This is a genomic window from Bacillota bacterium, assembly GCA_023511835.1.
Taxonomy (GTDB): Bacteria; Bacillota; Sulfobacillia; order JAIMAT01; family JAIMAT01; genus JAIMAT01.
Window position 1 is genome coordinate 1 of record JAIMAT010000031.1, and the last position, 21,327, is coordinate 21,327.

At 74.2% G+C, this 21,327-nt stretch carries 23 protein-coding genes and 1 pseudogene; 21 read left to right on the plus strand and 3 right to left on the minus strand.

Annotation, left to right across the window (positions count from 1 at the left end; all coding sequences use genetic code 11):
* Positions 1 to 494, plus strand: a 494-nt coding sequence (locus K6U79_06335) for a rod shape-determining protein (protein ID MCL6521980.1), incomplete at its 5' end; no start/stop codon positions are given.
* On the opposite strand, the gene K6U79_06340 is transcribed toward K6U79_06335, so the two are convergent.
* Positions 479 to 802 carry a hypothetical protein gene (locus tag K6U79_06340; protein MCL6521981.1) on the minus strand — a complete coding sequence of 108 codons (324 nt, stop codon included), beginning with the start codon at positions 800 to 802 and terminating at the stop codon, positions 479 to 481. The genes K6U79_06335 and K6U79_06340 overlap by 16 nt on opposite strands.
* On the opposite strand from K6U79_06340, the gene K6U79_06345 reads away from it, so the two are divergent.
* Positions 760 to 1,773: a YitT family protein gene (locus tag K6U79_06345; GenBank protein ID MCL6521982.1), complete on the plus strand. Its 1,014-nt coding sequence runs from the start codon at positions 760 to 762 to the stop codon at positions 1,771 to 1,773. The two genes, K6U79_06340 and K6U79_06345, sit on opposite strands and share 43 nt — an antisense overlap.
* On the opposite strand, the gene K6U79_06350 is transcribed toward K6U79_06345, so the two are convergent.
* Positions 1,712 to 3,037 carry an MFS transporter gene (locus tag K6U79_06350; GenBank protein ID MCL6521983.1) on the minus strand — a complete coding sequence of 442 codons (1,326 nt, stop codon included), beginning with the start codon at positions 3,035 to 3,037 and terminating at the stop codon, positions 1,712 to 1,714. The two genes, K6U79_06345 and K6U79_06350, sit on opposite strands and share 62 nt — an antisense overlap.
* 38 nt (positions 3,038 to 3,075) lie before the next feature.
* Here K6U79_06350 and K6U79_06355 point away from each other — a divergent pair, with 38 nt between their 5' ends.
* The 19 genes and pseudogenes from K6U79_06355 to K6U79_06445 all read left to right on the plus strand — a co-directional run bounded on the left by K6U79_06355 (position 3,076) and on the right by K6U79_06445 (position 20,432).
* Complete coding sequence (locus tag K6U79_06355) at positions 3,076 to 3,894, plus strand: FtsQ-type POTRA domain-containing protein (GenBank protein ID MCL6521984.1); 819 nt, start codon at positions 3,076 to 3,078, stop codon at positions 3,892 to 3,894.
* A 160-nt stretch (positions 3,895 to 4,054) separates the two neighbouring features.
* Positions 4,055 to 5,113, plus strand: a complete 1,059-nt coding sequence (gene ftsZ, locus K6U79_06360) for a cell division protein FtsZ (protein MCL6521985.1) — start codon at positions 4,055 to 4,057, stop codon at positions 5,111 to 5,113.
* Positions 5,114 to 5,300: 187 nt separating this feature from the next.
* Entirely contained in the window at positions 5,301 to 6,152 is an 852-nt protein-coding gene (locus tag K6U79_06365; protein ID MCL6521986.1) for a sigma-E processing peptidase SpoIIGA, read from the plus strand.
* Positions 6,149 to 6,874 (plus strand): RNA polymerase sporulation sigma factor SigE, encoded by a 726-nt coding sequence (sigE, locus tag K6U79_06370; protein ID MCL6521987.1) that lies wholly within the window; start codon positions 6,149 to 6,151, stop codon positions 6,872 to 6,874. The genes K6U79_06365 and sigE overlap by 4 nt, the downstream gene beginning before the upstream one ends.
* Before the next feature lie 180 nt (positions 6,875 to 7,054).
* Entirely contained in the window at positions 7,055 to 7,825 is a 771-nt protein-coding gene (gene sigG / locus K6U79_06375; protein MCL6521988.1) for an RNA polymerase sporulation sigma factor SigG, read from the plus strand.
* 54 nt (positions 7,826 to 7,879) lie between these two features.
* Positions 7,880 to 8,701: a stage II sporulation protein R gene (locus tag K6U79_06380; protein ID MCL6521989.1), complete on the plus strand. Its 822-nt coding sequence runs from the start codon at positions 7,880 to 7,882 to the stop codon at positions 8,699 to 8,701.
* An 87-nt stretch (positions 8,702 to 8,788) separates the two neighbouring features.
* The gene (locus K6U79_06385; protein MCL6521990.1) at positions 8,789 to 9,124 is read left to right on the plus strand and encodes a YlmC/YmxH family sporulation protein; all 336 of its coding nucleotides are present in this window, start codon (positions 8,789 to 8,791) and stop codon (positions 9,122 to 9,124) included.
* Between the two features lie 61 nt (positions 9,125 to 9,185).
* Complete coding sequence (pgeF, locus tag K6U79_06390) at positions 9,186 to 10,025, plus strand: peptidoglycan editing factor PgeF (GenBank protein ID MCL6521991.1); 840 nt, start codon at positions 9,186 to 9,188, stop codon at positions 10,023 to 10,025.
* A gap of 51 nt (positions 10,026 to 10,076) precedes the next feature.
* Positions 10,077 to 10,559: a cell division protein SepF gene (locus K6U79_06395; GenBank protein MCL6521992.1), complete on the plus strand. Its 483-nt coding sequence runs from the start codon at positions 10,077 to 10,079 to the stop codon at positions 10,557 to 10,559.
* 30 nt (positions 10,560 to 10,589) lie between these two features.
* Positions 10,590 to 10,898 carry a YggT family protein gene (locus K6U79_06400; protein MCL6521993.1) on the plus strand — a complete coding sequence of 103 codons (309 nt, stop codon included), beginning with the start codon at positions 10,590 to 10,592 and terminating at the stop codon, positions 10,896 to 10,898.
* 70 nt (positions 10,899 to 10,968) lie between these two features.
* Positions 10,969 to 11,499, plus strand: coding sequence for a DivIVA domain-containing protein (locus K6U79_06405; protein ID MCL6521994.1), 531 nt, complete (start codon positions 10,969 to 10,971; stop codon positions 11,497 to 11,499).
* Between the two features lie 162 nt (positions 11,500 to 11,661).
* A complete protein-coding gene (gene ileS / locus K6U79_06410) occupies positions 11,662 to 14,502 on the plus strand; it encodes an isoleucine--tRNA ligase (protein MCL6521995.1) in 2,841 nt (946 codons plus the stop codon).
* A complete protein-coding gene (locus K6U79_06415; GenBank protein ID MCL6521996.1) occupies positions 14,499 to 14,954 on the plus strand; it encodes a peroxiredoxin in 456 nt (151 codons plus the stop codon). The genes ileS and K6U79_06415 overlap by 4 nt, the downstream gene beginning before the upstream one ends.
* Positions 14,955 to 15,034: 80 nt before the next feature.
* Entirely contained in the window at positions 15,035 to 15,628 is a 594-nt protein-coding gene (locus K6U79_06420) for a TraR/DksA C4-type zinc finger protein (GenBank protein MCL6521997.1), read from the plus strand.
* Positions 15,629 to 15,705: 77 nt separating this feature from the next.
* A complete protein-coding gene (gene lspA / locus K6U79_06425) occupies positions 15,706 to 16,158 on the plus strand; it encodes a signal peptidase II (GenBank protein MCL6521998.1) in 453 nt (150 codons plus the stop codon).
* Positions 16,159 to 16,165: 7 nt separating this feature from the next.
* Positions 16,166 to 17,125: pseudogene (locus K6U79_06430) on the plus strand (RluA family pseudouridine synthase).
* 115 nt (positions 17,126 to 17,240) lie between these two features.
* Positions 17,241 to 17,789, plus strand: coding sequence for a bifunctional pyr operon transcriptional regulator/uracil phosphoribosyltransferase PyrR (gene pyrR, locus K6U79_06435; GenBank protein ID MCL6521999.1), 549 nt, complete (start codon positions 17,241 to 17,243; stop codon positions 17,787 to 17,789).
* Positions 17,789 to 19,180 (plus strand): aspartate aminotransferase family protein, encoded by a 1,392-nt coding sequence (locus K6U79_06440; protein ID MCL6522000.1) that lies wholly within the window; start codon positions 17,789 to 17,791, stop codon positions 19,178 to 19,180. Before pyrR ends, K6U79_06440 begins: the two co-directional genes overlap by 1 nt.
* Positions 19,181 to 19,193: 13 nt before the next feature.
* Positions 19,194 to 20,432, plus strand: a complete 1,239-nt coding sequence (locus K6U79_06445; protein ID MCL6522001.1) for an acetoin utilization protein AcuC — start codon at positions 19,194 to 19,196, stop codon at positions 20,430 to 20,432.
* Here K6U79_06445 and K6U79_06450 read toward each other — a convergent pair.
* The coding region (locus K6U79_06450) for an NFACT RNA binding domain-containing protein (protein MCL6522002.1) at positions 20,376 to 21,327 on the minus strand (952 nt) is incomplete at its 5' end. The genes K6U79_06445 and K6U79_06450 overlap by 57 nt on opposite strands.

A 21,327-nucleotide genomic window follows, 5' to 3' on the forward strand; every position in this document is an offset into this window, starting at 1 on the left:
CCGTGGGCGGCATGGAGATGGACGAGGCCGTCCAGCGCTGGTTTCGCCAGGAGCACGGACTGGTCGTCGGCCGGCCGACGGCGGAGCGCCTGCGCGTGGAGGTGGCGGCGGCACCCGGTGCCCAGCCCGCCGAGGAGCGGGTGAGCGTGGCCGGCGTCCACCTGGGCAACGGCCTCCCTGCCGTGGTGACGGTGCCGGCGGCGGAGCTGGCCAAGCCGCTGGCGGACGTGCTCGAGCGGATCGCCGAGAGCGTCACCCGGCTCCTGGGCGAGACGCCGCCGGAGCTGCTGGCCGACGTCTGGGAGGATGGCGGTCACCTGGTGGGGGGCGCCGCCCGGCTGCGGGGCTTGGCCGGCTACCTGGGCGAGCGGCTCCGCCTGCGGCTGCAGGTGCCCGAGAGTGCGCAGACGGCGACGGCCCAGGGGCTGGCGGCCGTGTTGCGCGGTTCCCAGGCGGCGCCCGGGCGGGCGGGCCTGGCCTACAGGACCGCCTGACGGGCGGGGCGTCCGGCCAGGACGAACCAGTCCGTGCCCTCGCGCACCACGTGGACGCGGGCGCCGGGGGCGTCGAAGTAGTAGAAGGCGGCTAGCAGCAGGCCCTGGCGGGCGGGACGGGCGTGCAGGTGCCCGTCCAGGACGTGGACCGCCTCGCCCGGCGCCAGCGGCAGCACGTGGCGCTCGCGCGCGCTCTCCAGCTCCAGCGCGCCGGGGCGCAGGGCCAGGCGCAGGACGCCGGGCATGACGCGCACCGCCTCCCGGGTTGATACCGCCGCGCCGGTCGCCGCCGGACCCTGCATGCCCATCCTCGCCTCCCGTCGCCTGGCCGACGCCCCGCGCGGGCGCCGCCTCTTCACCGCCACCCTTCGACGGCGTTAGGGTAGATTCCTGGCGAGAAGGCGGGGAGGCGAGGGAAATCGGGCGCCTGCGCGCGAGACGGCTCGACGCGGCCTGGTCGCGGGGGCTGGTCATCACCCTGGGCACCGGGCTCATCGCGCTGGGGGTCAACCTCTTCCAGGTTCCCTTCCGCATCGTGGACGGGGGCGTCAGCGGGGTGGGCGTCCTCCTGCTCCACACCCTGGGCGTGCCCGTCAGCGTCACGGTGGTGGCGCTCAACCTGCCCATCCTCGCCCTGGGCCTGCGCGCCCACGGCTACCGGTTCATCGCGCGCACCTTCCTGGGGATCGTGACGCTGGCCGGCTGGGTCCAGCTCACCTCCGGCCTCCCCAGCCCCACCCGCGACCCGCTCCTGGCCGCGCTCTACGCCGGCCTGCTGAGCGGGCTGGGCTCCGGCCTGGTCCTGCGGGCGGGCGGCTCCACCGGCGGTTCCGACACGCTGGCCCGCTCGCTCCAGCGCTGGTTCCCCTGGCCGGTGGGGAGCACGCTCCTCTGGACGGACATCGCGGTCATCGGCAGCGCCGGCCTCCTCTTCGGCGCGGAGCGGGCGCTCTACGGGGCGCTCTCGCTCTTCGTGGGCACGCGCGTGATCGACTTCCTTCTGGAGGGGGCGCGCTCCGCCATCGCCGCCTGGATCGTCACCGACCAGGCGGAGCCCGTCGCCCGGGCCGTCCTGGAGAAGCTGGAGCGCGGCGTCACGCGCATGGAGGTGGAAGGCGCCTACACCGGGCGCAGCCACGCCCTGCTCCTGGTGGTGGTGGCGCGCGAGGAAGTGGGCGAGCTCCGCCGCCTGGTGCGCCAGCTGGACCCGCGCGCCTTCATGGCACTGGGCGAGGTCTCCGAGGTGCTCGGCGAAGGCTTCCGGGCCGGCCTGCCCTGATCGCTTCGTCCGCCGCGGGGGCCGCTTCCGCCCCCTCCCTCCCCACGGCGGTCGCGGCGGCGCCGGCCAGTGCGGCCGGCCGCAGCACGGCCGCCACCAGCAACGCGGTCAGCGCCATCAGCGCCGCCCCGCCGCCCGCCACCGCCGCGCGCCCGGCGCCCGCCGCCCAGGTGAAGAGCGGCGGGCCCAGTGCCGCCCCGAAGAAGCGGGCGGTGCCGTACAAGGCGGTGATCACCCCCCGCTTGGCCGCGTCGACGCTCTCGGTCACCAGCGTGTTGACCGGCGAGAGGAGGAGGCCGTCACCGGCGCCCACCAGCGTGACCGCCGCCGTCAGCGTCCAGAGGCCGCGCAGCCAGTAGGAGAGGGCGAGGCCCGCGGCGGCTGCGGCCAGGCCGCCCAAGAGCAGCGGCAGGCTCCAGCGCCGGATGCGCTCGCGCAGCCAGGTGCCGGTCAGGAAGGAGAGAAGCGCCATGGTGCCCACGGGGACGGCCATGATCAGCCCCTTGACCAGGCCGCGGATTCGCCAGGAGGCTTCCAGCACGTCCGAGTAGTAGCTCAGGAAGCCGAAGAGGACGAGCAGGGCGACGAAGCCGACGGCGAAGAGAACGGCCAGCGGGCCGCCCTTGCTCGCGAGGACGGCCCGCAGATCCTCCAGGTAGCCGGCCGGCGGGCGCCTCCGATCCGCCGCCGCCGGACGGGACGTCGGGATGAGCCAGAAGACGGCCGCCGCGGCCGACCAGGCGGCCGCCGGATAAAAGAAGAAGGGCGCCATCCAGGCAAGCATGCCCAGCGCGGAGCCGATGACGGGCGCCGCCACCTTGCCGACGCCGTTGGAAGCCTCCAGGGTGCCCAGGACCTGCACCCGCCGGCCTCCCCGGTAGAGGTCGCCCGCCAGCGCCATGGCCACCTGGTAGGTGCCGCCGCCGCCCACGCCCTGGATCACGCGCCCGGCGACCAGCCAGGGGAATGGACGCGGGAAGGCCAGCGGTGCCAGGCCCGCCAGCAGCCCGCCCAGGCCGAAGAGGCCGAGGGCGGGAACGATGACCGCCTTGCGGCCGATCCGATCCGAGAAGTACCCTCCCAGCGGGATGACTAGCCCGGCCGTGACGGAGAAGGCGGTGATCAGGAGGCCGGCCTGGAATGCGGTCAGGTGGGCACCGCGCTGGATGGAGGGCAGGACCGGGATCAGAAGCGAGTTGGAGAGGACCATGCAGAAGGGCACCGAGACCAGCGCCAGAAGGGCGCCCACGCCAGGTGACCGCACCCGCAGAGCCTCCCTTTCCGCAAGGAATGGAAACGACGGTGACTAGTCTCTCCGGAAGGCCGGAAGCCGATCCCCGGGCGCAGCCGGGAGGGTCCAAGACGCTTTGGATCGCCCTGGCGCTGGTTCTCGCCGCCGTCCTGGGCTATGAGCTCCTCCAGTGGCCCGGCTTCCGGCTGCGCGAGGTGGAGGTGAGCGGGCTCCGGCTGCGCACCGCCGGCCAAGTGCTGCGCGAGGCGGGCCTGCGCTACCAGGTGCCGATCTGGCAGGTGCGGCCCTCCGGGATCGCGGCCCGCCTGGAGCGGGATCCGGTCATCGAGGGGGCGACGGTCCGCATCCTTTGGCCCGACCGCCTCTCCATCCGCATCGTCGAGCGGAGCCCGGTGGCGGCAGTGAGCGTCGCCGGGGGCGGCACCTGGTGGGTCGACCGTTACGGGGTGCCCTTCCTCGAACGGAACAGGACGGCCGGCCTGCCGCTGATCCGCCTGCCCGGCGACGTCCGCCCGGTGGCGGGCAGGCCGCTGGGGAGCGCGGCCGCACGCCCGGTCGCGCTGGCCGCGCTGCTGGCCGGGGCCGAGCCGCCGCTCGAATCGGTGGACGTCCACGGCGACGGCGGCCTCACCCTCTGGCTCCGGGCGGCGGACGGCGGCGGGAGCGCCGCGCGGCGGATCCCGGTCTGGGTCGACGTCGCCTCGCCGCCCAGCGAGGTGGCCCGGGAGCTGCTGGGCGTGCTGGCCGAGGCGAGGCGGCGCGGGCAGCTGCCGCTCTACGTCGACCTGCGCGCGCCGGGGCTGCCGGCGGTCGCCTGGCCGCCCAGGCCGCCCGCGCTGGCGCCGGCGTCGCCCCCGCCGGGGGGCTAAAGCGGTCGCGAAGGATGTCGAATTGGCTTCCAGGAAGCCGGCAGAAGGCAGGGTTTGCAAGGGACCCGGCGAAGGACTGCCGGTAGACCGGGAGTCGGGTCCCGCTTCCTGGGCGTGACGCACCCGGGGAACGACAGGTCCCGGGGAGGAGCGGAAGAAATTGCTGGAACTGGAACCTTCCGCATACAACTACGCCGTCATCAAGGTGGTCGGCGTCGGTGGCGGTGGTAGCAACGCTGTCAACCGGATGATCCGGGCCAGCCTGCACGGGGTCGACTTCATCGCGGTCAACACCGACGCGCAGGCGCTCGGTCTCTCCGAGGCCACGGAGAAGATCCAGATCGGTCAGAAGTTGACCAAAGGGCTGGGGGCCGGGGCCAACCCCGAGATCGGCAAGCGGGCGGCGGAGGAGTCGCGCGACCAGATCGCCGAGGCGCTGAAGGGCGCCGACATGGTCTTCATCACCGCGGGCATGGGCGGCGGGACCGGCACGGGTGCCTCGCCCGTCATCGCTTCCATCGCCAAGGAGCTGGGCGCCCTGACGGTGGGCGTGGTCACGCGGCCCTTCTCCTTCGAGGGAAAGCCGCGGGCGCAGGCGGCGGAGGCGGGTACGCGGGCGCTGCGCGAGCAGGTGGACACCCTCATCGTCATCCCCAACGACCGGCTGCTGCAGGTGGTCGACAAGAGGACCTCCATGCTGGAGGCCTTCCGTGTGGCCGACGACGTGCTGCGCCAGGGCGTGCAGGGCATCTCGGACCTGATCACCGTGCCGGGCCTGATCAACCTGGATTTTGCCGACGTGCGGACGGTGATGACCGAGACCGGCTCGGCCCTCATGGGGATCGGCGTCGCCTCGGGCGAGAACCGCGCGGCGGAGGCGGCCAGGACCGCCATCTCGAGCCCGCTCCTGGAGACCTCCATCGAGGGAGCGCGGGGCGTCCTGCTCAACATCACCGGCGACGCCAACCTGGGCCTCTACGAGGTGAACGAGGCGGCGGCCATCATCCAGCAGGCGGTCGACCCCGAGGCCAACATCATCTTCGGCGCGGTCATCGACGAGTCGCTCCACGACGAGATCCGAGTCACGGTCATCGCCACCGGCTTCGATACGGAGAAGCCCAGGGCGCAGGCACCGCTGGAGGAGCTGGACATCAAGCCCTTCGCCCGCCCCGACCTGGACATTCCGGCCTTCCTGAGGCGGCGGAGCCAGCTGGGCTGAGGAGGCTGGGAGGAGCCGGGGGCTGGCGAGGCGAATCGAAAGAGAGCCCCTCGCGGGGGGGCTGCGACGGTTGGCGAGGCCCCGGGGTGACAGGAGTCGCCCCGGGGCCTTCGCTATCCTCGCCGCGGGCCCGCAGGCATCGGTCGTCGGGCGCCGGCATATCCATCCGATGTTCCGGAGGGGCCCCATGGTCGTCTACCTGGACGTCTACTGGCTGGTCAACGCCGCGGTGGACACGGTCCTCCTGGAGGCCGCCGGCCGCCTGGCCGGGCTCCGCCCGCGGCCGCTGCGCGTGCTGGCCGCTGCCTCCCTGGGGGCGGGACTGGCCGTCGCCGGCGAACTCTCGCCCCTCCTGCGTCACCTGCGGCTGGCCTGGATGCTCCTGGTCTCCCTCTTCATGCTGCCCGTCGCCTTCGGATGGCACGGGCCCGCCGCCCTCCTCCGTCAGGCCGGCTACCTTTACGCCGGCGCCGCGGTGGTGGCGGGTACGGCGCTGGCACTGCCCGGGGTGCCGGCGAGCGGAGGACCGGGCTGGCTGGCGCTCCTGGTGGCGCTGGCCGCCGGCTCCCTGGCGTTGGAGCGGCTGGCCTGGGGCGGGCGACGCCAGTGGGCGCTCGCCCGCTGGCGCTGCGAGCTCCTTTTGGAGGAGGGCGGGCGTGCGCTGACGCTGGAGGCGCTGGTCGACTCGGGCGACACCCTGGTCGATCCCCTCAGCGGTCGGCCTGCGGCGGTGGTGGCGGCCGCGGCGCTGGAGAAGCTCCTGGGGCGGGAGGCGAGCGACTTCTTCCTGCACTGGGAGCGGGGCGCCAAACCGCCGGAACGCCTCGCCTCCGCCCTCTGCTGGCTGCCCTACCAGGGGCCGACCGAGGGCGGACTGCTGCCGGGCTGGAGGCCGGAACGCAGCGAGATCCGCCTGGACGGGGAGCGCATCGAGACCCAGCTGGTGGTGGCGGTGGTGCCGGCGCCGCCGGCCGCTGGCAGGGGCGTGGAGGCGCTGGTGCCCGCCGCGGCGTTGACGGGGAGGAGGGTGGTGCGGTGAACCTCTGGCTGCGCGCACGGCGCGCCTGGGCTGCCGCCTGGGTGCGGCTCTGGGCGAGGTTGGGCGGGCGCGAGGCCCTCGGCTACCTGAACGGAAGTGAAAGTCTGCCCCCGCCGCTCAGCCGGGACGAGGAGGCGGAGCTGATCCGCCGCCTGGAGGACGGCGACGACTCGGCTCGCACGCCGCTCATCGAGCGCAACCTGCGCCTGGTGGTCTACATCGCGCGCAAGTTCGACAACACGGGCGTGGGCGTGGAGGATCTGGTCTCCATCGGCAGCATCGGCTTGATCAAGGCGGTACGCAGCTTCGACCCTGGCAAGCGGATCAAGCTGGCCACCTATGCCTCCAAGTGCATCGAGAACGAGATCCTCATGTACCTGCGGCGGAGCGCGAAGACGCGGAGCGAGGTCTCCTTCGACCAGCCGCTCAACGTCGACTGGGACGGCAACGAACTGCTCCTGGCCGACGTCCACGGCACCGACCAGGACATGATCTACCAGAGCGTGGAAGAGCAGGTGGACCGCGCCCTCCTGCGCAGGGCGCTGGCCCGCCTGAGCGGCCGCGAGCGCAAGATCATCGAACTGCGCTTCGGCCTGCGGGACGGCGTCGAGTACACGCAGAAGCAGGTGGCCGACCTGCTGGGCATCTCGCAATCCTACATCTCTCGCCTGGAGAAGCGGATCATGCGCCGACTGCGCAAGGAGATCCTGGCCATGGAGTGAGACGGGGAGGACCGCCCGCGGAGAGCCGGCCCGCGCGGAGCGCGGGCCGGCTTTTTGCGCACGTATAAAACAAAAGATTCTCGCACAGGCTCCCTTCCGGATCGGCAATCCGTCGCCGGGAGGCGGGGCCCGCGCCCCGCTTCCGGCACGGGGGCGAGGCCCGCCCTGGAGGGCACGACCGTGGCGAACAAAGTGGAGATCTGCGGGGTCAATACTTCGGAGCTGACCGTACTCAGCAACGAGCAGATGCGCCAGCTCTTCGAACGCATGCAGCAGGGCGACCGCAAGGCGCGCACGGAGCTGGTTCAGGGCAATCTGCGGCTCGTCCTGAGCGTCATCCAGCGCTTCAACAACCGCGGCGAGCCGGCGGACGACCTCTTCCAGGTCGGCTGCATCGGCCTGATGAAAGCGATCGACAACTTCGACCTCTCGCAGAACGTCCGCTTCTCCACCTACGCCGTCCCCATGATCATCGGCGAGATCCGCCGCTACCTGCGCGACAACAACGCCATCCGCGTCAGCCGGTCGCTGCGGGACATCGCCTACCGGGCGATGCAGGCGCGCGACCAGCTGACGCACCGCAACGGGCGCGAGCCCAGCGTGGAAGAGGTCGCCCGCGAGCTGGGCGTCCCCGCGGACGAGGTGGCGCTGGCCATGGAGGCCATCCAGGAGCCCATCTCCCTCTTCGAGCCCATCTACGACGACGGCGGCGATCCCATCTACGTCATGGACCAGGTGGGCGACGAAAGCGAGTCGGACGCGCGCTGGGTGGAGAACCTGGCCCTGCGCGAGGCCATGGAGAAGCTGGGCCGGCGGGAGCGGCAGATCCTCCAGCTCCGTTTCTTCGCCGGCAAGACGCAGATGGAGGTGGCCGAGGAGATCGGCATCTCCCAGGCCCAGGTCTCGCGGCTGGAGAAGGCGGCGCTCCTCCAGATGCGCCGCCACATGTGAGGCGTCCCCCCGGCGCCTCCGGGCGCGACGCGTGGAAGGTGGTGGGCGAGGCTGATGGCGGAAGAGGCGGGGACGGGCGGACGGCGGCCGCCGCGCGCGGCGCGGCTGGGCGAGGTGGCCGGCGCGCTGGCGCTGCTGGCGGCGACAGGGCTGCTCCTGGGCGGTCCGCTGCGCGGCGCGGCGGCCGGGACGGCGCTGGTGGCCGCGCGCGGCGGGCCGGCCGGGGTGGTCCAGCTCCACTTCGTGGCGGCCAGCGACACGCCCGCCGACCAGCGTCTCAAGCAGGAGGTGGTGCGCGCCCTCCTTCCGGTGATCGTGCGCGAGCTCTCGCCGGCCGGGCTTCCCGCCGGCGGGCGCGGGAGCGAGGTACTGCTGGAGCGGGCCCGGCAGCGGAGCGGCGAATGGGCGCGCCTCGCCCGCCAGGTGCTGCGCCGGGCGGGCTCCCGGGAGGGCGTGGAGGTGGTGGTAGGCCGGTACGCCTATCCGGCCAAGCGCTCCGGCTCCCTCTGGCTGCCCGCCGGCGTCTACCCGTCGGTGGAGGTCCGGCTGGGCCCGGCCCGCGGCCACAACTGGTGGTGTCTCCTCTTCCCGCAGCTCTGCCTGCCTCTGGCGGGCGACCTCCCCGCCGGCGGCGCCTCTCCGGCGGCGCCGGTGCGCGGGGACGGGACGGCGGTGGCGGCGCTGGCGCCGGCGGAGCCGGTCACGGCCGGCGGCACCGGGGACGTCCAGCTGGCGTTCCGCCTGGACGACGGCGCGGCGACGGGGGGCGAGGAGCGGCCGCGCTTCCGCCTGGCGCTCTGGGAGTGGCTCAGAGGCGTGGAGCCGCGGCTCGCGCGGGCGGTCGAGCGGAGCCGCTTCCTCATCGCCGAACCCTGACGCCGCGACGCGCCGCCCGGGGCGCGCGCGCGGTTCAGCCGGAGCCGGGGGGCGCATAGGCTTTCCCGGGAGGGAGGGCCCGTGCGCCTGCGCACCTCGGACATGCGGGAGCGCGACGTGATCGACGTGCTCACCGGCCGGCGGCTGGGCAACGTGGAAGATCTGGACATCGACGTGGAGACGGGCCGCGTGCGCGCCCTGATCATCCCGGGCGAGCGGCGGCTCCTCGGCTTTCTGGGGACGGGCGGCAAGGAACTGCGCATCCCCTGGTCGGCGGTCCAGGTTGTCGGCGAGGACGCGATTCTGGTCCGCGGCGAGCAGGTGGCGGCGAGCGAAGGGGGAAAGGAAGGGCTCTGGGGCGGTCCGGAGACGGACGACCCGGGAGGCGATCCCCATCGGCGAGGAGGAGTTCCCCGTCCCTGAGCCGGCCCTCCCCGAAGTGCCGGCAGCCTTCGCCTGGGAGCGGCGCCACGGCCTGCTGCTCCTGCGCGCCTCCGCGCTGGAGGCGGCGGGTGTGACCGCCGCCTTCTCCACGCGCCTCGGGGGAGTGAGCCAGGGGGCCTACGCCAGCCTCAACCTGAGCCGCGGCACCGGCGACCGGCCGGAGGCGGTGGAGGAAAACCGGCGCCGCTGGCTGGCGGCGCTGGGCGAGGGCTGGCGGCCGGCCTGGCTCTCCCAGGTCCACGGCGCGCGCGTGGTGGAGGCGGGCCGCGAAGAGGCGACGGTCCCCGAGGCGGACGCGCACTGGACCGGCGAACGGGGGCTTCTGCTCGGCGTCCTGGCGGCCGACTGCGTGCCGGTCCTGGTGGCCATGCCCTCCCCTGCGGGCTGGCTGGTGGGCGCCGCCCACGCGGGCTGGCGGGGGACGGCCGCCCGGGTGGCGGCCGCGCTGGTGGAGGCCATGCGCGGTGCCGGCGGCCGGCCCGAGCTGGGCAGGGCGGCCATCGGCCCTTCCATCGGTCCCTGCTGCTACGAGGTGGGCGAGGAGGTCCAGGAGGCGCTGGCCCGCGCCTATCCCGGCGCGCCGCTGCGCCTGCGCGCGCCCGGCCGCGATCACGTCGACCTCTGGGAGGCCAACCGGCGGGCGCTGGTGGAGGCGGGCCTGCCGGAGGAAGGCGTCGACGTGGCCGGCCTCTGCACCCGCTGCCATCCCCAGCTCTTCTACTCCTACCGCGGCCAGGGCCGGACGGGCCACATGGCCGCCTCCGTGGGCATCCTGCCGGGCGGCCCTGCGCCTGGACGGGCGGCGCTCCCCGGCGCGCGGGCGGCCGGGGCGGAACGGCAGGTGGAGCGGGCGTCGGGTTCGATACAATACGCAGGGTAAGACGGCCCGGCAGCGGGAGGGCGTGCAGGCGGCCGGCGGAGGTGGGAAGCCATGGCTTGGTGGGCGCGCATCCTCGACTTCATGGGCTTCGAGGTGGGCGAGGAGGAGGCGGCGGCCGAGGAGGAGTCCGCTGCCTACGGGGGCCGCTCCGGCGAGGCGCGCGCCGCGGCTCGCGCGGAGGTCCGCCGGGCGGGCGGCGAGCCGCGGGCCGTGCCGGGCCGGCGCGCCGCGCGGGCGGGGGCGCTGGTGCCGCTGCCCGTGGCCGAGGCGAGGCCCACACGCCTGGGCGTCTTCCGGCCCCGGCTCTTCGACGACGTCCAGCCCATCGCCGACGAGCTGAAGGGCGGCCGCGTCTGCGTGGTCAACCTGGAGGCCAGCGAGCCGGAGGCCTCGAGGCGGATCCTCAACTTCCTGAGCGGCATCGTCTATGCGGTGGAGGGCGAGATCTTCCGCATCGGGCCGACCGTCTTTCTGCTGACGCCGGCCAGCGCGGAAGTGGTGGGCCAGGCGGAGCCCTGGGTGCCCGAGCGCTAGACGGCGCCCAGGCGGCCCGCGGTGGGAGGGGTGACTGCCGTTCTTCTGCTCGTCGAGATTCTCGACCGTACGGTCAACCTGTTCATCGGGATCCTGGAGATCCTGATCGTGGTGCGGGCGCTCCTGAGCTGGTTCGAGCCGCCCGGCTACCGCTCCTGGTTCTATCGCCTGCAGAGGCTGGTCTGGGCGCTGACCGAGCCGGTGCTGGCGCCGGTCCGGAGCTGGATGCGACCGGTGGGGATCTTCGACCTTTCGCCGCTGGTGGTGCTGCTGGGGCTGATGCTCATCCAGCAGTACGTCTGGCGGCCGCTGGTGGGGATGCTCTTCCGGATCCTGTAGAGGGTGCGGGAAAGGAGAGGCGCCTAAGCGGGGCGCCGCCGCACCCGATAGGAGAGGGGGGTGATCCGGGATGCCACTCACTCCGCTCGACATCCACAACAAGGAGTTCGACCGCTCCTTCCGAGGCTACAGCATCGACCAGGTGGACGAGTTCCTGGACGAGGTCAACCGCGACTACGAGGCGGCGCTGCGGGAGCTGAACGCCCTGCGCGAGCAGGTGGCACGGCTGACCGCGCGCGTCAAGCAGTACGAGGACCTGGAGGAGACGCTGCGCAACACGCTGGTGATGGCCCAGAAGACGGCCGAGGAGATGCGGGAGAACGCCCGCCGCGAGGCCGAGGTGATCGTCCGCGAGGCGGAACAGGAGGCGCGCGACCGCCTGCGTCGCGCCGACGAAGAGGTGGCCGAGCGGCGCCGCCAACTGGAGGAGCTGGATCACGACGTGGAGGCCTTCCGGGCGCGCGTGCGCTCCCTGCTGGAGAGCGAGCTGGCCATCCTCAACGGCGACTGGGGTCACCCCTGGCGGGAGGCAGCCCAGGCCCGGCGCGAGGCGGCCGCGGGCTCGACGGCGGTTGACAAGCACGAGAGCGGCTCACTATAGTGACGCCAACCCGGGAGCCCGCCGCGAGGCGGGAGGGGTGGCGCCGCTGGCCGGGCGGTCAGGCGGTCGGTAGGGAGCCGCCCGCACGACGGTGCGCCCCGCACGTGGCGGGGCGGTTTTTTTGTTCCCGTGGCGCTCCCCGGTCGAAGGGAACGGTGATCCATGGACTGGAGCGACACGCTCAACCTGCCGAGAACGGATTTTCCCATGCGCGCCCGCCTCCCCGAACGGGAGCCGGCCATGCAGGAGCGCTGGCGGCGGGAGCGGCTCTATGAGCGGCTTCGCTCGGAGCGGAGCGGCCGCCCGCGCTTCGTGCTGCACGACGGTCCTCCCTACGCCAACGGCCAGATCCACATCGGGACCGCCATGAACAAGATCCTCAAGGACTTCGTGGTCCGGTACGCGAGCCTGCGCGGACGGGACGCACCCTACGTGCCCGGCTGGGACACCCACGGCATGCCCATCGAGCACCGCGCCCTGGAGGCGCTGGGCATCGACCGCCACGACCTGGAGCCACTGGAGCTGCGCCGCCGCTGCGAGGAGTTCGCGCGCGGCTTCATCGACGTGATGACCGCCCAGTGCGAGAGGCTGGGCGTTCTCGGCGACTGGGAGCACCCCTACGCCACCCTGGAGCCGGAGTACGAGGCCCGCCAGGTCGAGCTCTTTGGCGAGATGGCCCGCAGGGGCTACATCTACAAGGGGCTGAAGCCCGTCTACTGGTGCCCCGTCTGCGAGACGGCGCTGGCCGACGCGGAGATCGAGTTCCGCGAGACCCGCTCCCCCTCCATCTACGTCGCCTTCGACCCCGCCCCCGGGGAGACCCGGCTTCCCGCCGGCAGCCGGGCGGTGATCTGGACCACCACGCCGTGGACGCTGCCGGCCAACGAGGCGCTGGCGGTCCACCCGGACGGTGAGTACGTCGTCTGCGACACCGGCCGGGGCCCCCTACTGCTCGCCCGCCCGCGGGCGGCGGAGGCGCTGGCCGCCATGGGCATGGGAGCCGACGGCCACGGCGGCCAGGGCGAGCTCCGCGTGCTGGCCCGCTTCCGCGGCGCCGACCTGGAGGGGATGCTCTTCGTCCACCCGCTCTACCCGGAGCGGAAGGTGCCGGTGGTGCTGGCCGAGCACGTCACCATGGAGGAGGGGACGGGCATCGTCCACACCGCCCCCGGCCACGGCGAGGAGGACTTCGAGGTCGGCCAGCGCTACGGGCTGCCCGTGCTGGTGCCGCTGGACGGCCGCGGTCGCTACACCGAGGAGGGCTCGCCCTTCACCGGCCTCTTCTACCGAGAGGCCAACCCGCGCATCATCGGCGCCGTCGACCGGGCCGGCGCGCTCCTGGCCCAGGGCGAGGTGGAGCACAGTTACGCCCACTGCTGGCGGTGCAAGAACCCGGTCATCTGGCGGGCGACCGAACAGTGGTTCGCCTCGGTGGACCGTTTCCGCCAGCGCGCCCTGGAGGCGGTGGGGCGGGTAGAGTGGCTTCCAGGCTGGGGGCGCGAGCGGATGCTGCGCATGGTGGAGGGCCGCTCCGACTGGTGCATCTCGCGCCAGCGCGTCTGGGGCGTGCCGATCCCAGCCTTCTACTGCCGGTCCTGCGGCCACGTCCTCCTCACCGCCGAGTCGGTGGCCGCCGTGGCCGAACTCTTCCGCCGCGAGGGGTCGGACGCCTGGTGGCGGCGCGAGGCCGAGGAGATCCTGCCGCCGGGGACGCGCTGCCCCGCCTGCGGGGCCAGCTCGTGGCGGAAGGAGAGCGACACCATGGACGTCTGGTTCGACTCCGGCTCCAGCCACGCCGCCGTCCTCCGCCAGCGCGGGGAGCTGGCCTGGCCGGCCGACGTCTACCTGGAAGGAGGCGACCAGTTCCGCGGCTGGTTCCAGTCCTCGCTGCTGACCGCGGTGGCCGTCTACGGCGAGGCCCCCTACCGGCGGGTGGTGGCCCACGGCTGGGTGCTGGACGGCGAGGGGCGCGCCATGCACAAGTCGCTGGGCAACGTGGTGGCGCCCGAGGAGGTAGTCGACCGGTACGGAGCCGACGTGTTGCGCGTCTGGGTGGCCAGCTCCGACTACCGGGAGGACATGCGCATCTCCGACGCCATCCTGGAGCAGGCGGCGGACGCCTATCGCAAGGTGCGCAACACGCTCCGCTTCCTCCTGGGCAACCTCTACGACTTCCGGCCGGGCCAGGGCGAGGTGCGCGAGGAGCTGGACCTCTGGCTCCTGGCGCGCCTGGCGGAGGTGGCCGAGCGGGCGCGCGAGGCCATGGACCGCTACGACTTCCGGGCCGCCTTCGGCGAGCTGCACACCTTCTGCGTCAACGACCTGAGCGCCCTCTATCTGGATGTGAGCAAGGATCGCCTCTACACGCTGGAGCCCGGCTCGCCGCGCCGCCGCTCGGCGCAGGAGGCCATCTGGATCACCGCCTCCGCGCTGGCGCGGATCCTGGCCGTCTTCATCCCGCACACGGCGGAGGAGGCGTGGGAGCACCTGCCCCGTGCAGCCGGCCAGCCGGCCTGGGTCCAGCTGGCCGAGTGGCCCGGGGAGCTGGAGCGCTGGCGGGACCCCGGACGGCTGGCGCGCTGGCGCGAACTCCTCGCCGTCGGCCAGGAAGCCGCGCGGGCGCTGGAGGAGGCCCGCCAGTCGCGGCGGATCCAGCGCTCGCAGGAGGCGCTCCTGCGCATCCGCGCCCGGGGCGAGCGCCGTGCGCTCCTGGAGGAGGCGACGCCGCTGCTGCCCGAGCTCTACCGCGTGGCGGCGGTGGAGGTGGTCGAGGCGGCGGAGGGGGAGAGCGACGCCTGCGAGGTGGAGCGGGCGCCGGGGGCGAAGTGCGACCGATGCTGGAACGTGCGTGAAGACGTGGGCCGCGACCCCGGCTACCCGGGCGTCTGCGGCCGCTGTGCCGGCGTCCTCCGGGCGCTGGGCGTCCCCCCGCGGGAGGCGGGCGGAGCGGGCGCCCCGGCGGCGGGGGAGCGCGCCGGCGGCGAGGAGGGGGGAAAGGCGTGATCGAGGTCGGCCAGCCGGCCCCCGACTTCCGGTTGCCCGCCACCCGCGTCGGCGAGGTGGCGCTCTCGGATTTCCGGGGGCAGAACGTCTACCTCATCTTCTATCCGAAGGACAACACCCCGGGCTGCCAGCGCCAGCTGAGCGCGGCCCGGGACGCGTACGAGGAGTACCGCCGGCTGCGCACGGCCGTGCTGGCGGTCAACCCGGGGAGCCTGGCCTCGCACGAGCGCTGGAGCGAGCGCGAGGGCTTCCCCTTCCCCATCGCGGTCGACGCCGACCGCTCGGTGGCGGCGGCCTACGACGCGCTCAAGGAGAACGGCACCAGCATCCAGCGCACCGTCTACCTGATCGACGGGCGGGGCGTCGTCCGCTACGCCAAGCGCGGCATGCCCTCCACCGAGGAGCTGCTGGAGCGCCTGGACGCCATCAACGCCGCCGGTCCGGAGGCGTAGGGCGGAGCGCCCTGCGGGGCGGTCGCCGGCGGATGGAGGGCTTCCTCCCCGGAGAGCCTACGGCCGGGGAGGGAGCCTTCATGTACCCCCGGGCGGAGAGGCTCCGCCGGCGCATCGAGGCGGAGATGGCCTCGCTCCGCCACCGCCTGGAGGCGGTGGAGTCGGGGCTGGGCCGGAGCCAGGGCGAGGCGCTGGGCGAGCTGTCCACCTACGACAACCATCCCGCCGACATCGGCGACGAGACGTTTCAGCGGAGCCAGGACGTGGCCTACCGCAACCGCTGGGAGCGCCGGCTGGAGGAGCTCGAGGCGGCGCTCCGGCGCATGGACGAGGGCACCTACGGCTACTGCGAGCGCTGCGGGCGGCCCATCGAGATCGGCCGCCTGGAGGCGGCGCCCGAGGCGCGGCTCTGCGCCTCCTGCCAGCGGGCGGCCGAGGCGAAGGCCGAGGCGGGAGGCGAGCGGCGGCGCCCGGCGGAGGAGGCCTGGCTCGCCCCGCCCTGGGGCGCCTCCGCGGCGCGGGCGGGGGCGGCCGAGCGCGCCTACGACGCCGAGGAAGCCTGGCACGACGTGGCCCGCTACGGCACCTCGGACACCCCGCAGGACGATCCGCAGATGGCGGAGCACGGGCGGCTGGGAAGCTTCGAGGGAGAGGAGGAGCCGCCGGAGGGTTGAGCGCCCGCGCGGCGCGGGCGCCGGGCGGGAGCCCCCGCGGGGCCGTGCTAGAATAGCGCGGTCGAGGAGGGGGCGGGTTGACCTTCGCCTGGGTGGCCGCGCTGGTCCTGGCGGCCGACTGGCTGAGCAAGGCGGCGGTCCGGCAGTGGATGGTGCCGGGCCAGTCGATCGCCGTCCTGCCGGGCTTCTTCTATCTCACCTACACGCGCAACTCGGGCGCGGCCTTCAGTCTCTTCCAGGGGGGTAGCGCCTGGCTGGCGGGGGTGACGCTGGTCATCTCGGCCGTCGTCGTCCTCTTCGCGCTCCGCCAGGGCCGCGGCCGGCCCTGGCTCCAGGTGGCGCTGGGCCTGATCCTGGGTGGCGCCCTGGGAAACCTGACGGACCGCCTCGCGCGCGGCTGGGTGGTCGACTTCCTGGACTTCCGCGTCTGGCCGGTCTTCAATCTGGCCGACAGCTCGGTGGTGGTCGGAGCGCTCCTGCTGGCCTGGCAGCTCCTGGCCGGCGAAGAGGCGGGGCGCCCGCGCGCCTGAGCCGGAGGTGGGGGCCACGACGCTCTGGTGGAGGGAGGTCGACGCCGCCGCCGCGGGCCAGCGCCTCGACCGCTGGCTGGCCGCGCAGCCCGAGCTGGAGGCCAGCCGCAGCGAGGTGCAGCGCTGGCTGAAGGAGCGGCGCGTGGAGGTGGACGGGCGGCCCGCGCGCGCCTCGGAGCGGCTGCGGCCGGGGAGCCTGGTCCGCGTCGACCGCCCGGCGCCGCGCCTGCCCGCCGTGCGCCCGCAGGAGCTCCCCCTGGAGATCGTCTACGAGGACGAGGAGCTGCTCGTGGTCAACAAGCCGCGCGGCCTCGTCGTCCACCCCGCCCCCGGCCACCGGGAGGGCACCCTGGTCAACGCCCTCCTGGGCCGGCTCGCCTCGCCGGCGGAGATGGGCGACCCTGTCCGGCCGGGCATCGTCCACCGCCTCGACCGGGAGACCACCGGCCTCCTGGTGGTGGCGCGTACCGCGCGCAGCTTCCAGCGGCTCGAGGCCATGGTGCGCGAGCGCAGGATCCGGCGCGAGTACCTCGCCCTGGTCCACGTGCCGCCCGGCGCCGCCGCACGGCTTCCGGAGCGGGGACGCGTGGAGGCGCCGGTGGGCCGCGACCCGGTCCACAGGCAGCGGATGGCCGTGGTGGAGGGAGGGCGGCCGGCCGTCACCCACTTCCGGCTCCTGGAGCGCCTGGGCGACGCGGCCCTCCTCCGGCTGCGGCTGGAGACGGGCCGGACGCACCAGATCCGGCTCCACATGAGCTTCGCCGGCTTTCCGGTGCTGGGCGACCCGCTCTATGGCGGGCGGGCGGCGCTGGAGGCCGGGCGGGCGCTGGGGCTGGGCGGGCAGGCGCTGCACGCGGCCCTGCTGGCCTTTCCGCATCCGCTGGACGGGCGCCCCCTCCGCTTCGAGGTGCCGCCGCCGGAGGACTTCCTGGGGGCGCTGGAGGAGCTCCGCCGGCGGCAGGCGGGCCGGGAGGCGGCCTTCGCCACCGGGCGGCCCGGCGGCGGCCCGGGGAAGGCAGGGGACGGACGGGCGGCGGAGAACCGCCCTGCTTCAGGGCAGGGCGAGGAGGGAGAGGGAGAGCATGGTCCTCCAGCAGAAGGCGCTGATCATGGACCAGGAGGCGCTGGAGCGGGCGCTGCGGCGGATCGCGCACGAGATCGTGGAGCGGAACGAGGGGACGCAGGACCTGGTCCTGGTGGGCATCCGTAGGCGCGGCGTGCCCATGGCGGAGCGGATCGCGCGCTACGTCGAGGAGTTCGAGCACGTCCGCCTGCCCATCGGCATCCTGGACATCACGCTCTACCGCGACGACCTCTCGCTGAAGAGCGAGCGCCCCACCGTCAGCGAGACGCGCATGCCGGTGGAGATCACGGGCAAGACGGTGGTCCTCTGCGACGACGTGCTCTACACGGGGCGCACCGTGCGGGCGGCGCTGGACGCCCTGATGGACCTGGGACGGCCGGCGCGCGTCCAGGTGGCGGTCATCGTCGACCGCGGGCACCGGGAGCTGCCCATCCGCGCCGACTACGTGGGCAAGAACGTGCCCACCTCCCGGCGGGAGGTGATCGAGGTCCGCCTGGAGGAGGTCGACGGGCGGAACGAGGTGGCCATCATGGAGCTGAGCGAGTGATGGAGCCGCTGATCCGCCTGGAGGAGGCGCTCTCCCTGGAGCGCCGCGAGGTGCGCGACCTCTACCGCCGCTACGTCAACCCCGGCATGGCCACACTCCTGGCCACCGTCGGCTTCGACCGCCGCTACGCCCGCGCCAGCGGCGTCTCGGTCTGGGACGCGGAGGGGAACGAGTACTGGGACTTTCTGGGTGGTTACGGCGCGGTCAACCAGGGGCACAACCACCCCCGCATCCTGGCTGCGCTGGAGGCGGTGCGCGAGGCGCCCAACCTGCTCCAGGCGACGCTCTCGCCGCTGGTGGCCGCGGTGGCCCACAACTTGGCCCAGATCACGCCGGGCGAGCTGAGCCGGAGCTTCTTCTGCAACAGCGGCGCCGAGGCGGTGGAGGGGGCGCTCAAGCTGGCCCGGGCGGCCACGGGCAAGCGCCGCATCCTCTACGCCGAGGGCTCCTTCCACGGCAAGAGCTTGGGGGCGCTCTCGGTGACCGGGCGGAGCAAGTACCAGGAGCCCTTCCGGCCGCTCCTGCCGGAGACCTACGCCGTCCCTTACGGCGACCTGGAGGCGATGGAGGCGGCGCTGCGCCGGCGCGACGTGGCGGCGGTCATCCTGGAGCCCATCCAGGGCGAGGGCGGGGTGATCGTGCCGCCCGAAGGCTACCTGCGCGGCGTGCAGGAGCTCTGCCGCCGCTACGACGCGCTGCTGGTGCTGGACGAGGTGCAGACGGGCCTGGGGCGGACGGGGCGCCTCTTCGCCTGCGAATGGGAAGGGGTGGCGCCCGACGTCCTCTGCCTGGCCAAGTCGCTGGGCGGCGGCGTGATGCCGGTGGGGGCCTTCATTACCACCCCCCAGGTCTGGGATCGCGCCTACGGCGGCATGGACCGGGCGCTCCTGCATACCTCCACCTTCGGCGGCAACGCGCGGGCCATGGCGGTGGCGCTGGCCGCCATCGAGGTGGTGGTGGAGGAGAACCTGCCCGAGCGGGCGCGCGAGCGCGGCGAGCAGGCGCTGGCCGGGCTGCGCGCACTGAAGCGCCAGTTCCCCGGCATGATCCGGGACGTGCGCGGGCGCGGCCTGCTCATCGGCGTGGAGTTCGAGAAGCCGACCCGGGGGCTGGCCGAACGCCTGACGGGGGGGCTGATCAACCGCGCCGCGGCCGAGTTCGGCGGCGCGCTGGTGGCCGCCCGGCTCCTGGAGCGCTACCGGATCATCACCGCCTACACGCTCAACAACCCCAACGTCATCCGCTTCGAGCCCCCGCTGGTGGTCACCGAGGAGCAGATCCGCCGCACGCTCAACGCGCTGCGCGCGGTGCTGGAGGAGCACCGGAGCTTCTTCGGGCTGGCGGCGGGCGCCGTGCGCAGCGCGCTGGGCGAGCGCCTGCGCCGCGGCTGAGGCGGGACCGGCGGTGGGCTGGAACGGGCACTGGGACAGCGACGCCGTCGCCCTGGTCTGGAGCCCCGAGCTGCTGGACTACCGCTTCGGCGAGGGCCACCCCTTCGACTCGCGGCGGCTGGAGCTGCTCCTCGACCTTCTGCGGAGCGCCCGCCTCCTCCCGGAGCGCGACCTGCTGCCGGCGCGGAGGGCGCGCCGGGAGGAGCTGGAGGTGGCCCACGACGGCGAGTACCTGGCGGCCCTGGAGCGCATGAGCCGCTCCGGCGCCGCCGAACCGGGCGCGGGCGAGCGCTACGGGCTGGGGACGGAGGACAACCCGGTCTTCCCCGGCATGGCGGAGGCGGCGGCCTGGGTGGCGGGGGGCGCGCTGGAGGCGGCCGACGCCGTCGGCTCCGGCCGCCTCCTGCACGTCTTCCACCCGGCGGGCGGCCTCCACCACGCGCGGCGCGGACGCGCCTCGGGTTTCTGCCTGGTCAACGACGCGGTGCTGGCGGTGGAGCGGCTGCGCCGGGCCTGGGGGATGCGGGTGGCCTACGTCGACCTGGACGCCCATCACGCCGACGGCGTCCAGGCGGCCTTCGAAGAGGCGGGCGACGTGCTCTTCATCTCCCTCCACGAGACCGGGCGCTACCTTTTTCCCGGCAGCGGCTTCCTCGACGAGCGCGGGCGGGGGGCCGGGGCGGGCCGGATCTGGAACGTACCGCTGGACGCCTACACCGAGGACGCCTCCTGGATCGAGGCTTTCCGGCGTGTGGTTCCGCCGCTCGTGGAACGGTTCGCGCCCGACGTGCTGGTCAGCCAACATGGTGCCGACGGCCACCGCCTCGACCCGCTGACGCACCTGGCGCTGACCACCGAGAGCTACCGGGTGGCGGGCGAGTCGCTCCACCGCCTGGCGCACGAGCTCTGTGACGGGCGCTGGCTCGCCCTGGGGGGCGGCGGCTACGCGGTCTGGGAGGTGGTGCCGCGGGTCTGGGCGCTCCTCTGGTCGGAGATGAGCGGCCGGCCGCTGCCGGAGCGCCTCCCGGAGGCCTGGCTCCAGCGCTGGCAGCCGTTCAGCCCGGTGCCGCTGCCCGGGAGCTTTCTCGACCCGGGGTCCGGCGAGCCGGGCGCCTTTCCTCCCATTCCGCGCCGCGCCGCCATCGAGGCGATCAACCGGCGGACCGTCGACCGGCTGCTGGCCGGCCCACGGCTCTCAGGGGGCGCCGCCCTCCCCGGGCCCGAAGGGGGGCCCGGGGGCGGCGGGCGCTGAGGCCGCCAGGGCCCGCAACTCCGCCTCCAGCGTCGGGTCCGGCCGGACGGCCAGCGTCCGCTCGCGGCGATAGAGGACGAAGCCCGGCGGCGCCCCGTGCGGCTTCCAGACATTCTGCCGCTCGGTCCAGTCCACCTCCACCTGCCCGGCGCCCGCGGCGCGCGAGTGGAGCGCGGCCAGCACCGCCGCCTCCAGGCGCGTCCGCTCGGGGGGCAGCTCCCGCCCGCGCACGGGCAGGAGGACGTGGGCGCCGGGGAGGCCGCGGGCGTGAAACCAGAGGTCGCGGGGGCGCGCCAGGCGCATGGTCAGCTCGTCGTTCTGGCGGTTGTTGCGGCCGAGCCAGATCTCCCAGCCGTCGTGGGAGAGGAGGCGGAGCGGCGCCGGCCCGGCGGGAGGGCGGCCTCGCCCGCGCGCCGCGGCAGCGGCCGCGCGCCGCCGGGCGGGGTCCGGGCGCAGAAGCCCCTCGGCCTCCATCTCTTCCTCCACCTGGCCCAGCTCGGCCAGGTCGGCCGCCTGCTCCAGGCCGAGAAGCACCGACTCCAGGTAGCGGGCGCGCCGCTCCCCCGCCTCCAGCGCCGGCAGGAGCACCTCGCGGCGGCGGAGCGCCTTGCGGTAGCGCTGGAAGAGGCGCTTGGCGCGACCCACGGCCGTCTCGCCCGGCGCCAGCCGGAGGAGGCGCGGGCGCATCTCCGGGTCGAAGTAGTCGGCCACCTCCGCCTCCGTCACGCCGGGCGGGAAGGCCGCGGCATGGGCGAGGAGAAGCTCGCCCTCGCGCCGCCACTCCTCCAGGGGCTCGGTCTCGGCCAGCTCGCGGCGCTGCGCCTCGAGCCTCCTGTGCCACCGCTCCAGCTCCGCGCGGAGCGGCGCCGCCAGGCGGGCGCGCCGCCGTTCCAGC

Coding starts and splice junctions, on each gene's coding strand:
- K6U79_06420 (MCL6521997.1), top strand. CDS start 15,035: ATGTACCCCCGGGCGGAGAGGCTCCGCCGGCGCATCGAGGCGGAGATG.
- K6U79_06340 (MCL6521981.1), bottom strand. CDS start 802: ATGGGCATGCAGGGTCCGGCGGCGACCGGCGCGGCGGTATCAACCCGG.
- K6U79_06440 (MCL6522000.1), top strand. CDS start 17,789: ATGGAGCCGCTGATCCGCCTGGAGGAGGCGCTCTCCCTGGAGCGCCGC.
- K6U79_06380 (MCL6521989.1), top strand. CDS start 7,880: ATGGCGGAAGAGGCGGGGACGGGCGGACGGCGGCCGCCGCGCGCGGCG.
- pyrR (MCL6521999.1), top strand. CDS start 17,241: ATGGTCCTCCAGCAGAAGGCGCTGATCATGGACCAGGAGGCGCTGGAG.
- ileS (MCL6521995.1), top strand. CDS start 11,662: ATGGACTGGAGCGACACGCTCAACCTGCCGAGAACGGATTTTCCCATG.
- K6U79_06395 (MCL6521992.1), top strand. CDS start 10,077: ATGGCTTGGTGGGCGCGCATCCTCGACTTCATGGGCTTCGAGGTGGGC.
- K6U79_06365 (MCL6521986.1), top strand. CDS start 5,301: ATGGTCGTCTACCTGGACGTCTACTGGCTGGTCAACGCCGCGGTGGAC.
- K6U79_06405 (MCL6521994.1), top strand. CDS start 10,969: ATGCCACTCACTCCGCTCGACATCCACAACAAGGAGTTCGACCGCTCC.